We start from the raw sequence: 14754 nt of genomic DNA on the forward strand, positions 1-14754 counted from the left end.
TGATGGTGATGTGGGTTTAACAGGGTATCTCAAATGTTCCACGCCTTGCGGAGCGCGGCCACCTGCCTTTTTACATTCTCCGAATCGTGCGATTCCAGTTTTTGAAGCTGCTTGGCCACCGACTTGTCGGGTTTGGTAGCGGCTTTCCGGCTGCTGCGCAGAAGCCCCGATGTGATGGCGATGGCCCATTCCTTGGCCTGGAGCTCGGTGTTAACCAGTTCGAGCAGTCGGTTTACCTCACCCTTCTCGTTCCGCATGCCGGCGATGTAGCCGAAATCGTCCAGAAATTGCAATTTGCCCGGCGAGGGCGCACTGAAAAAGCTGTTTCTGTCAATCAATGAGCGGATTAGCTCAAAATCAGAACCTGCATCCGAGCTTAGTACCGCGAGCCGCCACGAGGGATTTTCGGCGCCATTTTCGGTTGAGAATGCTAGCGCGGCCAGTACTTCCTTTCCTGAGAATTGGCCCGCGCTGAGGCAAGCCTGGTAGGCGACCTGAGCGGAACCGTCTTTGGCCAGACGCAGTATGTCGGGCAACAATGCGGGATACTTTTCGGCAAGGATAATGGCATGCTCCCGCACGCCGGCATGTGCATCCGCAAGGGCATTTTTCACGATCGTCTCGTCCAGTGCGCCCAGCGCATCGAGTGTGTAAATGGCATGCAGCCGGGTCCGCGGATCAGCGTTTGTAACGAGTTTTTTCAAATCACTCACCGCCGATTTGTCCTGCTTTTCTACCAAAATACGCTGTGCATTCAGTCGCCACCACTGGTTGGGATGGGTTAGCAATGCCACGAGCCGGGCGGTCGTTTGCTGGCGAAGGTCAGGCAAAGTAACCGGCCGCTTCTGACCGTCTTTTGGGAAAATGCGCCAAATGCGGCCGTATTGCTCGCCATTCGCGAAATCCATGTCTTTTTTGAGGTCCTCGGGAATCGAAACCGGCGTTTCGATGTGCTGGCGGTACATATCCACCATGTACAAATAGCCGTCCGGGCCTGTTGTGAGATTGGCGGGTCGGAACCACGGATCGGTGGAAGCGAGAAATTCGCGGTCTTTTTCCGCACCGTCGCGCGTGGCCGTGAATGCGGGCGAGCCGGCTTGGAGTACATCGCGGTGTACGAGGTTACCGGCCACTTCCCCGGTGAAAATGTTGCCCCGGAATGCCTCCGGGAAGCCGTCGCCGCCATAAAACGTTCCGCCTGAGGCTCCCGTGAAATGGTCGCGGGCCCATTCGGTGAAACCGGTTTTCAACGAGTCGTATTTGGCTTGCCGCCGATCGCTGCGCTGCTGGCGCCAGTAGGGCGTGGCCGATTTCTGGAACATGACGAGCTCGTGGTCGGAAATATTGACATCGCTGCGAAACGACGGCAGGTAGTTATGCCGGTGCAAATACCGCCATGCGATAGGCGATTGCTGAATATGCAGGGTGTTTTGGGTGTAAAACCGGTGGCCCCATTCATCCATTGCCAGCCCGAACTGCCCGTTCCCCGATTCTACTTCGAACAGCTTCCTGTCCAGCCGGAACCGGAAATTGCCGCCCGCCACGTTCAACGGCGGCGCGTCAGGACGGAGCGGGGAGGTGATCATACCCGCCTGGCCGCTGTTGTTGGCGTAAATCCAGTTATCGACGCCGTACCGCATGCTGGTGATCTGTGCTTCGGAATTTTTGGCAAAAAATCCGGTAAAAAGTACCTCGCGGGTATCGGCCTTGAAATCGCCATTGGTATCACGGAGCAGCAGGATATCGGGCGCAGCGCATACGATGAGGCCGTCCTGGTAGGGTAAAACGCTCGTGGCGCTCGGCAGGCCGTCCGCGAAAACGTAGGATTTGTCGATTTTACCGTCGCCGTCGGTGTCTTTCAGCATCCTGATGCGGCCCTTAAATTTTCCTGGCTGGGCATCGTAGGGATAGTCGCCCATTTCAACGACAAACGCATTGCCGGCAGCGTCGAAAACGAGGTCTACCGGTGAAAGCACGTCAGGTTCCGTCGCGAACGGCTCGATGCTGAATTCTTCCCGGAGCTGAAATGCCTTCAGCGATTCAGTGGGCGACAGGGCCTCGGAGTACCGTTTCTGCGCCACCGCCTGCACAGAAGCAAGCGCCAGGCCGGATAGCACGATGATCTTGAAATGGGTCATTAGTGTTCAGGTTTAGTCGAAAATGCTCGTGTACGTGCCCGATTTTGGCTAAACACATTTCGGGCAGATGCATGCAAGGCAAATCTATGAATTAACCGAATAGAAAAAGAATATTTTGCGACAAAAAAGTTTACAAAAATTAAATATTTTAGTTTACAAAAAAATATTACAAATTTGATGACCGGCACATTATTCCGCTCTGAGTAAATCCGCTAACCTCGTTTGGCTATACTTGAATGAAAACCCGCAAATCCTGGAATGCCACAGCGTTGGCTGTCACGTTGCTGAGCATTCCGTTAACATTTAAGCCGGCATCCGGTCAGGGAGCCCGTGACGGGCTCGTCATCCCCGCATTTGTGCCCGTGCCGGAACGCACGCCGCATTACCCGCTCAAAACGGCGCGGATGATTTATAAAGAGGCGGATATTATGAAGGCGCGTATGAACCTGGTCAAATACGAGGAGGCGCGCAAAGTCCGCGACAGCATCGTCAAGGCCGCCGATCCCTGGCTCACCCGCGCCGATTCGGCCATTATCGACCTCATGCCCGACGCCCGCGTGCCCCGCGCATTCGACCTGAACCCCAAAGGAAGCCCCGTCCATGGCGACACCGTTTTCAAAGTCGGCGGGTTTTACCCGTGGATCGTCGACCCCGATCACCCGTTGCAGGTCAAATCGCCGATCGACGGGCAGGTGTTCCCTTCGAACGACTATCTGGCCTACTATAAAAGTGGTTTTAGCCGTCAAACCGGCCTCGACCGCACCTATGCCGACGATGGCTGGGGGTGGATCGCCCCGGATGGAGAGCGCTATTGGTTTGTGGCCTATGCCAATCAATGGATGTGGAAAGGGCATATCGAGCCCGCATTCGCCGACCTCGCGCATGCGTACCTGCTCACGGGCGACAAGCGTTACGCGCACAAGGCGGCTGTCATGCTGTACCGGCTGGCGGAGGTGTACCCGGCGATGGACCACGCCGTGCAGTCGCGGTATGGGCTGATGGAGCGTATGAAAGGGCATACCTATAATGGCAAGATACTGAACCTGATATGGGAAGCGAGCCTGATCCAGAATGCGGCGGAGGCTTATGATGCCATTTGGGACAGTATCGATGCCGATCGGGAGCTGCAACAGGCCACAGGGAAATCCGGCGAGCAAATCCGCGCATTCATCGAAGCCAATGTGCTGGAAGATGCGCTCGACGCCTATTTACAGCGTAAAATCCAGGGGAACTACGGCATGCACCAGATCGCATTGCTGTACATTCTGCTTGCGAGACAGCATATGGACACTGAAAAGTACCTGCATATGCTCGTGGAAGAGCCGGGCGAGAGCCGCGTGCAGGCGGGGCTGCGCTACGCATTTTACAATATGATTTTCCGTGACGGGCAGCCGTTGGAGGCCCCGCATTATAACTTGCTGACGGTCCAGAAAATCACCCGTTTTGCCGATATGCTGCGAACGGGCGGCACGGATCTTTTCGCCGAGCCGAGGCTGAGGGGCCTCATCGACAGCCCGCTGGAAATGGTGGCGACGGGCAAATTTACACCCGCGATCGGCGATAGCGACGACGTGCTGGGCTCGCTCACCGGCCAGGACGCGGATGTGTACCAGGTAGGGTACCAGACCTACCGCGACCCGCGCTATCTGACCTGGCTTTCGGCTGTAAATAAAACAGGTGCCCGTTCGTTTTCGAGTTTTGAATCGCTGTTCCGGGATGTGCTACCGGAGGTGCCGCCGCTTGCGGGGGGACGGGCATTGCCCGCGAGGCCGTCGCGGTTGCTGGCGGGGTATGGAATGGGTATGCTCAATAACCGCCCCGATGCCGTGGCGCTCACATTCAATTATGGTTTTAAGGGCACGCATTACCATTGGGATTTCCTCAATTTCGAGCTGTTTGCCAATGGCCGGAAGATGATTCCCGACCTGGGCTATCCCGATGCGATGAATGAATATGTGAAAGAAGTGTACACGTGGTCGTTCAACTCAGTGTCGCACAATACCGTCGTGGTGGACGCGCAAAGGCAGGTGAACAACGTTCAGGGCACGCTGCACGACTTTTCAGAGGGCGCGTTCGCGCGATCGATGGACGCGTCTTCGAGTACCTATCCGCAGACGACGGCCTATCGCCGGAACCTGATCATGGTCGATGCGGACAGCGCACACAGTTATGTCGTCGATTTTTTCAGGGTAGCGGGCGGAAAACAGCATGATTATGTGCTGCACGGCCCGCCAGGCAAGGTGGTTGCCGAAGGGAACTGGGGCGAAAAGCAGCCCGGCACGCTGGCGGGGCGGGATGTTCCGTTCGGGGAGATTTATGATGATGCCAAAATGGGTGTAAAGGGCTACACGGGAAGCTACTGGAATTATAAAGGATCTGGCTATCAATACCTTCACAACGTTCAAAAATTGAATGGAGATAGAACGGTGCTTTCTTACAGCCACGTCTCAGATCCGAATGCCCGCATAAAAATCCATCTGCTACCCCAGGCCGGACAGGAAATTCTCATGGCCGATGCGTGGGATAAGCCCCGCGCGAAGAACCATCTTTTGAAATACGCCATCAGCCGGAAAAAAGCTGCCGGTAACCAACCGCTGCGAAGCACGTTTACCGCGGTTATGGAGCCTTTCGAAGGGGATCGCCCGTTGATCACCGCCATTAGAAAGCTACCGGCGGCACAGGGAGAGGTGGTGGAAGTCACGCGACGAGAAGGGACGGACGTCATTATCAGCGATACCACCAATGGCCGAAAGGTCATTTCCGGCCGTAACATTGAAACGGACGCCCACGCTGCCGTCGTCAGTTTCGACCGGCAGGGGGCAGTGAGCCGGATATATTTCAGTGATGGTAACTATCTGAAAGTGAATGGTAAAATATTTAAAGCTGAGGCTACCACTGGCGTGGTAACCGATGTGGATGTAATGAAGCGACAGGTTAAAGTGACTTTAACGAAACCTTCCACGAAAATCCCGGCCGGCACGATCGCCCATTTCGCCAACTCGTTGCGCAAAACCGGGCACCCGCTTAAAATCGTAGCTATGGCGGGAAATGCATTGACCCTGGAAACGGCCGACGACATCCTCATCGGTAAGGTGCATACTACGGTCAATTCCGCCGATTCGCTCGTAACGGACACGAATCTCCCATTTGCTCCGCTGTACACCGGCGCTACCGTCCTCGATCGGGGATTGAAGCCGTTGGGTACGCTCAAAGTGGTGCAGGGTAATGCATTGCTGCCGTCGGGTAAATTTAGCAGGACTCCGGCGGCCGGGGAGGATGTCTGGATTTCGAATATCGGCGTGGGCGATCGCGTGATCATCAAATCCAAATTTTCGTGGGTGCGTTAAGGGTTTGTGGGTGAGGTGAATAGGCATTGCCGCGGGCCGATCGTATATTTCGGGGGATGGTCTTATCCGGGAAACCGTTCGTATTGGATATAACGACGGACGTTTTTGGTAGTATTCTTACCCTCCGGCTCCGGCCGCTTTCCATGATGTACTTTAAAAACAACATTTCAAAAATCCTATCGACCGGCGCGCTCGCGGCCTGGGCACTCACTGTTTCCGCCCAGAATCCTGAACGCTACGCGCCCACGGCCGTGCCCGACCGCATCGTACTCAACGTAACGGCGGATCCGTCGACTTCGATGGCGGTGAACTGGCGAACTTCCGAAGCCGCAACGGAAAGTTTCGCCGAAATTGCCGTCGCCGAGGCCGATCCGCGGTTTGTGTCAAAGGCGAAAAAGCTGAAAGCCAAAACCGAGAAGCTGGTTTGGGAAGATACGCCCACGGCCCATTACCATTCCGTTATTTTTGAAAACCTGCAACCGGGGACGAAATATGCCTACCGCGTCGGCGGGGAGGCTGGGTGGAGCGAGTGGATACACTTCACGACGGCAGGCACCCGCGCTGACAGGCTTTCGTTCATCTACTATGGCGATGTGCAGGTGAATATCTCTTCGATGTGGTCGCGCGTGGCGCGTGAGGCGTATGCGAAGGCACCCGACGCGCGCCTGGCCATTTACGCGGGCGACCTGATCAACAAGGCCAACCGGGACGTGGAGTGGGGCGACTGGTTCCGCGGCGGCGGCTTCATTCATTCGATGATCCCCGCATTCCCGACGCCGGGCAACCACGACCATTTCGAGACACCGGAGGGTATCAATACGACATCGGTGTTCTGGCGGCCGCAATTTACATTACCCGAAAACGGCCCGAAAGGGCTGGAAGAGACTTGTTATTATGCAGATGTTCAGGGCGTAAGGTTCATTTCGTTAAACTCGGATCAGGTAGAGGTGTCGGAGCATTGGGCGCAGGCGCAGCGGCAATGGCTGGAAGGCATCCTGAAAAACAACCCGAACCCCTGGACGGTGGTTACTTTTCACCACCCGATTTTCTCCCCCAAAACCACCCGCGATAACCAGCGCATGCGGGAGACCTTCAAGCCGTTGTTCGACAAATATAAGGTCGATCTCGTGCTGCAAGGGCACGACCACACGTATGCGCGCGGCATGGCGAACATCCCGATGGCGGAAAAAGGGGCGCAGTCGGGGACGATGTACGTGGTTTCGGTAAGCGGCCCTAAAATGACCGACTCCAATGTAGAAAAGGCCGCCTGGATGGACCGCTCGGCCATATATACCCAGCTTTTCCATGTCGTCAATGTGGAAGGCGGGAAGCTTTCATTCGATACCTACACGGCTACCGGCGCGCTTTTCGACGCATTTGACCTGATTAAGCAACCCGGAAAGATCAACCGCATGGAAGAGCGTATGCAAGGCAATGCAGCAACGGAGTTCCCGGCGGAAATCGTCAAATTCAAAGCGCATAACGGAAATCCGCTTTTCAAGGGAACCGCCGATTCCAATACCTGGGATGAGAAGATCCGGGAGCGCGGCTACATTCTCCGTGAGGGCGGCAAGTATTATATGTGGTACACCGGCTATACCAAAGCCACCGGCGACAGCATGAAATACCTCGGCCTGGCCACTTCCGATGACGGTTTGACCTGGAAACGTCACCCTAAGAATCCCATTCACAAGAGGTTGTGGGTAGAGGATATGTGCGTCGTGAAAGACGGCAGCACCTACTATATGTTCGCCGAGAGCAAGGATGATATCGCGCATTTGCTCACCTCCACCGACCGCATTCACTGGAAGGACCGGGGCGCGATCGATATCCGCCTGAAAAACGGCTCGCCGATCAGCAAAGGGCCTTTCGGCACGCCGACGGTCTGGAAGGAAAAAGGCATTTGGTACCTCTTCTACGAACGCAACGACGCGGCCGTATGGCTCGCCACGAGCAAAGACCTCCAAAAATGGACGAATGTACAGGACGAGCCCGTACTCGACGCCGGGCCGGAGAAGTACGATGCATTCGCCGTCGCATTCAACAAGATTATTCAGTACAAAGGCTTGTATTACGCTTATTACCACGCCTCTGCATACAAGGACTGGCGCGAGTGGACGATGAATGTGGCTGTATCGAAAGACCTCATTCACTGGAAAAAATATGAAGGTAACCCGATCGTCGGCAACGATTCTTCGAGCGGGTTCCCGGTGTTCGACGGCAAACAATACCGTTTTTACACCATGCATCCCGACGTGCGGGTGTATTTCCCGGAAAAATAGAAATGTCTCTCTATTGATTCTTAAAGCATTGCGACCACCGATTTGGGGTTGCAATGCTTTTTTTGTTTAAAAAATTAAAAAAAAATGTACGGATCGCCACGCTGGCGCTGCGCACGGGTGTCTCTGTTTTTGTACTTTGCTGCGTTTTAAATCAAATTGGTCATGAAGAGACTCATTCCCACGATGTTAGTGATGGCAATGCTGGGCCTGGCCGTATTGCATACCAGCTGCAATAAAGACAAAAACGAAGAGCCAGACCCCAAACCCGAGCCTGTGCGCCTCGACCGCGACACCGTTTCTTCGTGGCTGGCGAGGTCTTCCTTCTACATCACGGACGCGTGGCGGTTTTCGGGCAAAGATTCGGTGGATATGTTCAAGGCTGATACGCTGCTCAGGCTTTACGCCAATGCCGCTTTCCTGAATTTTTACATCGAAAAGGGTAATGGCCAGATCATGTTTCATGGCGGTGGAAGCCAGATCCCGAATACGGAGATACCTGGTAACGCATTGACTTTCAGTTTAAATATCCGGATTTTCCTGCCTACGGAAATGAGTTTGAAATGGAACGAGGAAATGGGCACGCTCGGCGTCGAGACGGCGCGGACAACCTCGTATTTCCCGATGATTGTCCCCGGGAAAAAAGGCTACCTCGATCCGGCGAGTTTCAACGTCAAAATGTCGATGGAGCAGGCCAAAAACGCGAAAATCAAACCCAGTATACGGTTCATTTATGACGACGACGATCCGAAACTTGGTAAAGTAACCTACAAAATAACGATGAAACCGATGTACCAATACTACCGCGATCCCGGCCAGCAGGTCAGCGCGAAGTATGTGGTGTTTCCTTAAATAATTGAAAATTTGTAATATATGAAGAGTTTGCTTGCCTGTGCCGTGATTTTGGCGATGTTGTTGGGGTGTAAAAAGGAAAAGGAACCGGTGGAAATCGTTGAGCCGGAGGTCGTGTTGACGAGGGAGGAGGTGATGACCGATTTGAAGGGAAGTACTTACCAGATTGCTGAATGGTATGGCGTTAGCGGCAAAGACACGACCTTCATGCAGAACGATCAGTTCTATGGAGCTGTGATGAAAAGCGTTTTTTTGCTTTTCGACGGCGATCGGCGAGTGTACTACTACATTGGGAATGAAATACCTAATACGACTTTCCCGGGCAAGAAAAGGACTTTCGATGTGAATGTGTTCTATTTTCGACCGATTGATCTAGGCTACTATTGGAATGAAAAAGAAAATAACATGCTCCTGGAATGGGAAAACCATTCCGATAATCTGCACATTATGCCGCGGGGTATAACGCTACGATTGAATCAAAAAGGATATAAACGTGTGAAAACATATGCCCAGGGAGAGGCGGCAGGCACTTCGGGATACATGCGCTTTGATTATGACTACCAGGGAAAAACATATACAATGTTGTTGAGACAAATGTGGAACTATGGCGAAGCAATGCCAAAGCACAATCTATTCGTCGTTTTTTGAACTTAGAATTATGAAGGCCCTCGCTTTGATACTCGTTCTTGCCATGATGCTTTCCGGTTGCAACAACCTGAATGACCTGCGTCCTGTCGATCCGGGAACGGAGATACCCGAGATAGCGGTAAAAGTGGTCAAGGCCAAGTTCCCTAAAGCCGAGGAGCTGGTTTTTAAGCCGATCCTGGCGGATAAGATCTGGGAGGTAAAACTGAAATCCGATGCCGAAAGATATTCCTCATTGGTAGACTATGGAAAAATGTGGGAGACATTTAAAATATTGCCGAATGACATCCCGTCGCCGTTGCCGGAGATGGTCAACAGAAGTGCCTTCGGCGGAGGCAAACTCTCGGGGTACACCACTTCATACTACGCGACAACTACTCCTAATAAATTGATTTACAATTACAAAGGTGAGGATTATTCATTTGAATGGACAGGGTTAGGCGCAACGGGCGGCCCTGGGGCTGCTACATTTGATCCATCCATTTACAGGATTACGACCTATGAAGTCAATGATTTGCCTGTTTTTGTAAAAGATTCATTACAAAAAATTCCCAATCTTGAGTTTACGGTGGGCTACACCTGGGTGCGAATGGATGATTCCCGGAAATATTACGTCATGGGACGTCAGAAGAATACCGACCGGATGGAAACCATTACTATGCTGTTCGACGACAATGGAAAACTCAGATGGAGCAGTCTGGCATTTTCGCACCCCGCTGCACCGAATAACTCAAATCTTGACTCTATACCCCCACCGATCACGGCGTATCTGGAAGGCATGCCCGAACTCGTAGGTTATGAATATGTTTGGAAAGTGGTCAACAACGTGCAGGGCCTGACGAGCTATTATATCAAGGTGAGAAAAGGGATTACTTCGGAATGTGAAATATATTTTGATAAGGATTTCAATGTCATTAATAAAAAATTCTTTGTACGTGACATATAAAAAATAGGTTTTTACTAAGTTTAAACAAGTTCCTGAACCGCCGTTCCCCTGATGAAATTCTTCCGTTCCAACAAATACGATAGCCTCGCCAGCCTCGTGAAAGCCTGTCAGAAGCTGGACCCGAGGGCGCAGACCGTATTCTATGAACGGTACAAAGCCAGAATGACCGGTATCTGCCGGCGTTACGCCAAAACCGTGGCCGAAGCCGACGATATTTTTCAGGATGCGTTTGTGAAGATTTTTAACAATATCGGCAACCTGCAAGAGCCCGAGGCGGCGGATAGCTGGGTGAAAACGACGGTCATCCGGACGGCCATCAACTATTACAACCGCACCACCCGCCACGAAGAAATGCACGGCTCGATCGAAAACGTCGAATGGCATGTCGAATCGGACGATTATGTGCGCATTATCGACCAGATGAACGTCCGCGACCTGCTTGACATGATCAACGAATTACCCGACAAGTACCGTACGGTGATCAATATGCACCTGATCGACGGCTACACACACACCGAAATTGGTGAAATGCTGTCCATGTCCGATGCTACGGCGCGGTCGCAGTTTATGAGAGGACGTAACCTGCTAATGAAAAAACTCGAAAAAAAAGGAATAGTGCATCATGAGAACTTCTGAGGACAAATTTAACGAAGCACTGCGCGACGTCCTCAAACGCAAGTTTGATGACTATGAAGAGCAGCCCAAACCCGGCGCGCTCGATCGCATCCGTACACGTGTGAAGCCCGCGAGGACGTTCAGATATTGGTGGTTTTCAGGCGCATTGGTGCTTATAACCATATCCGGCCTGCTGCTCACCCGCCATTTCGATGGCGAGCACCTGGCTGCGGGAGAGGCAAAAAATACCGTGGGTGCCGATGTGGCAGTAGCCAAAGTGCCGTCGGTCGATGCGGAGCCTTCTGGTAAAAAATCTTCGACACAACCTGTTAACGAAGAGATTTCCGGTACTAACGGCAATGCGGCGGAGGCAAATGCAGGTGTAACTGCCGTAGCAGCCAGGAGAAATGCTCAGGGCGCTGCGGTCGTATTGAACCGTATGAAGGTTAGCAAAGAAAAGGGAGTTTTTGCGACAGGCCTGAGGGATAGTCCGGAAGCGGAATCACGTCAGCTACATGCCGTTTCGCACACAACTGTAAGCCGCTGGAATGGCAACCGCCGTGCCAATGGAGTGCAGCAGGCGTTACTGCCGGACGAAACTGACTATGTGACGGCACATTTGCCGGGGACGATCGCCGCGGAAACAGCAACGCACGCGGATTCGGCGATGACGGAAATGCCCCTGGAAGAACTGGACGCGATCGCATTGAAGGAAGCGCCGGTCCCATTGCATATGCGCGGCGTCGTGGCGCCCCGCTTCAAACCCGTGAAACGCATTGTAACCAACCCGGCGAAGGTGGCGTGGCTCGTCAATGCGTCGGTGCTGCATTCGTACCAGATCCTGACAGTACCGTCGTTCGCAGCGACGGATTTTCAGAATTTCAATTTTCCGACGCTATTTACCTCACGGTCAATAGGCTACAAGTTTAGCGCCGGGGTTGAGCGCCGTGGCATTCAGCTGCAATTGCATTACAGTGGTTTCAGGCAGACCTATTCGTATGAAATCGCCAACAATAATTATCTCGTCAAGCCCGACGACAAAGGCCAGTACCATACCGTCCGCCAGGGCGACCGGATGGAGGAAAACCGCCGCTTTTCGATGCTCGGCCTGGGTATTTCCCGCCAGTTGCGCTGGGGACATTCGCCTGTCAGCCGGTTTTACGCGGCACTCGGGGCCGAGTATTCGCATGATCTGAACAGCAGCCAGAGCCTCGCGTGGGTGAACCTGGGATTAGGCAAACAATTCGCCGTGAGCCGGCATACCGCATTCAGCATAGGGCCCTACGCCGAGTTCAGCCCGGTAAAGGTCAAAGGCATCGCAAACCCGTTCTACTATCAGCCATACCGCGTGGGAATTTCCGCGGGGCTTCGCTTCGTGCGACCCTGAGCTGCCCATCAGCAGGTAGAGTCCCGGTAGCACACACTGCCGGGACTTTTTTATGTCCGTACTTTTTGTGTGTCCTATTCATTTTCAATCCGATAAAAAATATATACATTTACGGGCACGTGCCCGTAACTATTCCTTAACCCATTCAGATCATGACAAAATCAGTTGCTTCCAGGAGAGATTTCATTGCTACCGGTCTCGCCGCCATGGCAGGAGCCGGCCTTTCGACGGCATTCACGCCCCTTTTTGGAAAAACCATCGGCCCGGCTGATAAAATCCGCCTGGGCCTCATCGGTACCGGTTCGCGCGGCGCCGGCCTGGCCACGCTCATCCGCGAAATGCCGGACTACGACCTCGTAGCCTGCTGCGACATTATTCCCGAAAATCTGCAAAAAGGGTTAAGTTTGGCTTCCAAAACCGCCAAAGGCTACACCGATTACCGGAAATTGCTCGATGACAAGTCGATCGACGCTGTGGTGATTGCAACGCCATTGTACCTGCATTACCCGATGGCCGTAGCCGCATTGCAAGCCGGAAAGCACATTTACCTCGAAAAATCGATGACCTACGACATTCCGCAGGCGATCGACCTCGTGAAAAAGGTGAAAGCGTCAGGACTCGTGTTCCAGATCGGTTACCAATACCGGTATTATGGTTTGTATCATCGCGTGAAAGAGATTATGAAGGAAAACTGGCTCGGCAAGATCACGCATTTCGAATGCCAGTATAACCGTAATTCCAACTGGCGTTTTCCCGTAAAAGATCCTAAGATGGAGCGGGCGATCAATTGGCGCATGTACCGCGAATACTGCGGAGGTCCGCTGTCGGAACTATGCGCACACGAGATAGATGTGGTCAACTACCTGACGGACAGTCGTCCCGTGAAGGTGGTCGGCCTGGGCGGCATAAACTATTGGAAAGACGGGCGCGATACGTACGACAACATCCGCACCGTATACGACTATCCCAATGGTGTGAAGGCCAGCGTCACTTCCGTGCTTTCGAATGCCTATAACGGGTACAGTATCCGTATTCTGGGCGACAAGGCCACAGTCGAAATCCTGCGCGACAAGGCGCTTATTTATCCCGAAACCATCAACAATGCAAAAGGCACGGTGGACGGGGTCACCGGCGCTACCATTGCCGTTACCACGCAGGGCAAAGGTGCGGAAGTGAAATTCGGCAAGCCGGGCGAAGCAGAACTTGAACCGACGGTTTTCGCGCTGAAAGATTTCGCGGAATGTGTCAGAAACAAAAAAGAACCCGTTTCGAACGTCGAAACCGGGCGGGACGGCTCCATTGCGATCCATATGGGCAATGCGGCTGCCGATACCGAAAAAGTACAATATTGGAAACCCGAATACTCCGCCTGATGAACAGAAAGGCATATTCCTTCTGGCTTGCCGCAGCGGCAATATGCCTTTTTACCCTTGCATCCCGGCCCGGAGCCGCCCTGAAAACATTCCGCATCAGCGGACGCGCGCAGGGCACGACGTATGCTATTACCTACTATGCCGAACGCCCGGCCGTTTCGCAAACGCAGACGGACAGCATTTTCAAAAGCCTTGACAACTCGCTGTCCATTTACCAGCCGGGCTCGCTGATCGACGCATTCAACGCGTCTCAGGAAGGCGTTGTGATGGATAAGCACCTGACGAATGTCGTGTGGCGATCGATGGAAATTTATGAGCAAACCGGCGGACTGTTCGATATGACCGTGTTCCCGCTCGTGCGTGCGTGGGGATTTGGTACGAAAGGGTCCGATCAATTACCCGATAGCGCTGCCATTCACGCGATTATGCCATGCGTCGGTTCGGACAAGCTGCAAATTTTTGGCGGAAAACTGGTTAAAAACAATCCCTGCATTCAGATCGATGTGAACGGCATTGCGCAGGGATACTCGGTGGATGTCGTGGCTAATTTCCTGGAAGCGCGCGGCGTAAGGAATTACATCGTCGAGGTAGGAGGGGAGATCCGTACGAAAGGACACAAATATCCGGGCAAGGAAAGGATGTCGATTGGCATTGAAACACCTTCCGCTACCGAATTCGATGCGCCGGAGATCCGCGCGGTGATCAGCATCGGCGACGGGGCGGTTACCACATCAGGCAGCTACCGCAAGTTCCGCGAGCAGGGCGGCTTGCGCCTATCGCACATCATCGATCCGAAAACCGGCTTCCCCGTCCAGCGAGAGGTTGTCAGCGCCACAGTCGTTGCCCCTGACGCGATCACCGCCGACGGCTTCGATAACGCGTTACTCGCCGCAGGCGTCGATGGGGCATTCGGAATACTCCGTGCCCACCCGGAATTGCAGGCGTATCTCATTTACCGGCGCTCTGATGGCACCGTGGCGGATACGGCGTCGGCCGGTTTCGGGAAGTATCTGGTGCGTTGACCGTCATCGACCGGCCGGAGGCCTGCTAATATCGGGCATGAAGCAGCGCTTCACGCCAGTACGCGGGCAACATTGAACACCTACCTTCTTCGTTTCGAGAACGTTATCGGTACTATTTCTGGTGAATGTTATGGATAGCTATTAAATTCC

General features: G+C 53.4%; 10 protein-coding genes. 9 read left to right on the forward strand and 1 reads right to left on the reverse strand.

Translation table 11 applies throughout. The features are described from left to right. Positions 1–29: 29 nt before the first annotated feature. Positions 30–2138, reverse strand: a complete 2109-nt coding sequence (locus H144_RS0115810; protein WP_019943060.1) for a PVC-type heme-binding CxxCH protein — start codon at positions 2136–2138, stop codon at positions 30–32. A 236-nt stretch (positions 2139–2374) separates the two neighbouring features. Between H144_RS0115810 and H144_RS0115815 the strand changes: the two genes are divergently transcribed. The 9 genes from H144_RS0115815 to H144_RS0115860 all read left to right on the forward strand — a co-directional run bounded on the left by H144_RS0115815 (position 2375) and on the right by H144_RS0115860 (position 14604). After that, a complete protein-coding gene (locus H144_RS0115815; protein ID WP_019943061.1) occupies positions 2375–5485 on the forward strand; it encodes a heparinase II/III domain-containing protein in 3111 nt (1036 codons plus the stop codon). 83 nt (positions 5486–5568) lie between these two features. Further along, positions 5569–7767 (forward strand): fibronectin type III domain-containing protein, encoded by a 2199-nt coding sequence (locus tag H144_RS33900; protein ID WP_169409402.1) that lies wholly within the window; start codon positions 5569–5571, stop codon positions 7765–7767. A gap of 162 nt (positions 7768–7929) precedes the next feature. Then, a complete protein-coding gene (locus H144_RS0115830; RefSeq protein ID WP_157504760.1) occupies positions 7930–8616 on the forward strand; it encodes a hypothetical protein in 687 nt (228 codons plus the stop codon). A 21-nt stretch (positions 8617–8637) separates the two neighbouring features. Beyond that, positions 8638–9264, forward strand: coding sequence for a hypothetical protein (locus tag H144_RS0115835; protein WP_019943064.1), 627 nt, complete (start codon positions 8638–8640; stop codon positions 9262–9264). 10 nt (positions 9265–9274) lie between these two features. Further along, on the forward strand, positions 9275–10207 hold the full coding sequence (locus H144_RS0115840) for a hypothetical protein (protein WP_019943065.1): 933 nt from the start codon (positions 9275–9277) through the stop codon (positions 10205–10207). A 51-nt stretch (positions 10208–10258) separates the two neighbouring features. After that, on the forward strand, positions 10259–10843 hold the full coding sequence (locus H144_RS0115845; RefSeq protein WP_019943066.1) for an RNA polymerase sigma factor: 585 nt from the start codon (positions 10259–10261) through the stop codon (positions 10841–10843). Further along, on the forward strand, positions 10830–12209 hold the full coding sequence (locus H144_RS34600) for a hypothetical protein (protein ID WP_019943067.1): 1380 nt from the start codon (positions 10830–10832) through the stop codon (positions 12207–12209). The genes H144_RS0115845 and H144_RS34600 overlap by 14 nt, the downstream gene beginning before the upstream one ends. Before the next feature lie 152 nt (positions 12210–12361). After that, positions 12362–13582, forward strand: coding sequence for a Gfo/Idh/MocA family protein (locus tag H144_RS0115855; protein ID WP_026350733.1), 1221 nt, complete (start codon positions 12362–12364; stop codon positions 13580–13582). Next, positions 13582–14604, forward strand: coding sequence for an FAD:protein FMN transferase (locus H144_RS0115860; RefSeq protein WP_019943069.1), 1023 nt, complete (start codon positions 13582–13584; stop codon positions 14602–14604). Before H144_RS0115855 ends, H144_RS0115860 begins: the two co-directional genes overlap by 1 nt. Positions 14605–14754 lie beyond the last annotated feature (150 nt).

Origin of the sequence: Dyadobacter beijingensis DSM 21582, assembly GCF_000382205.1 — a bacterium.
Classification (GTDB): domain Bacteria; phylum Bacteroidota; class Bacteroidia; order Cytophagales; family Spirosomataceae; genus Dyadobacter; species Dyadobacter beijingensis.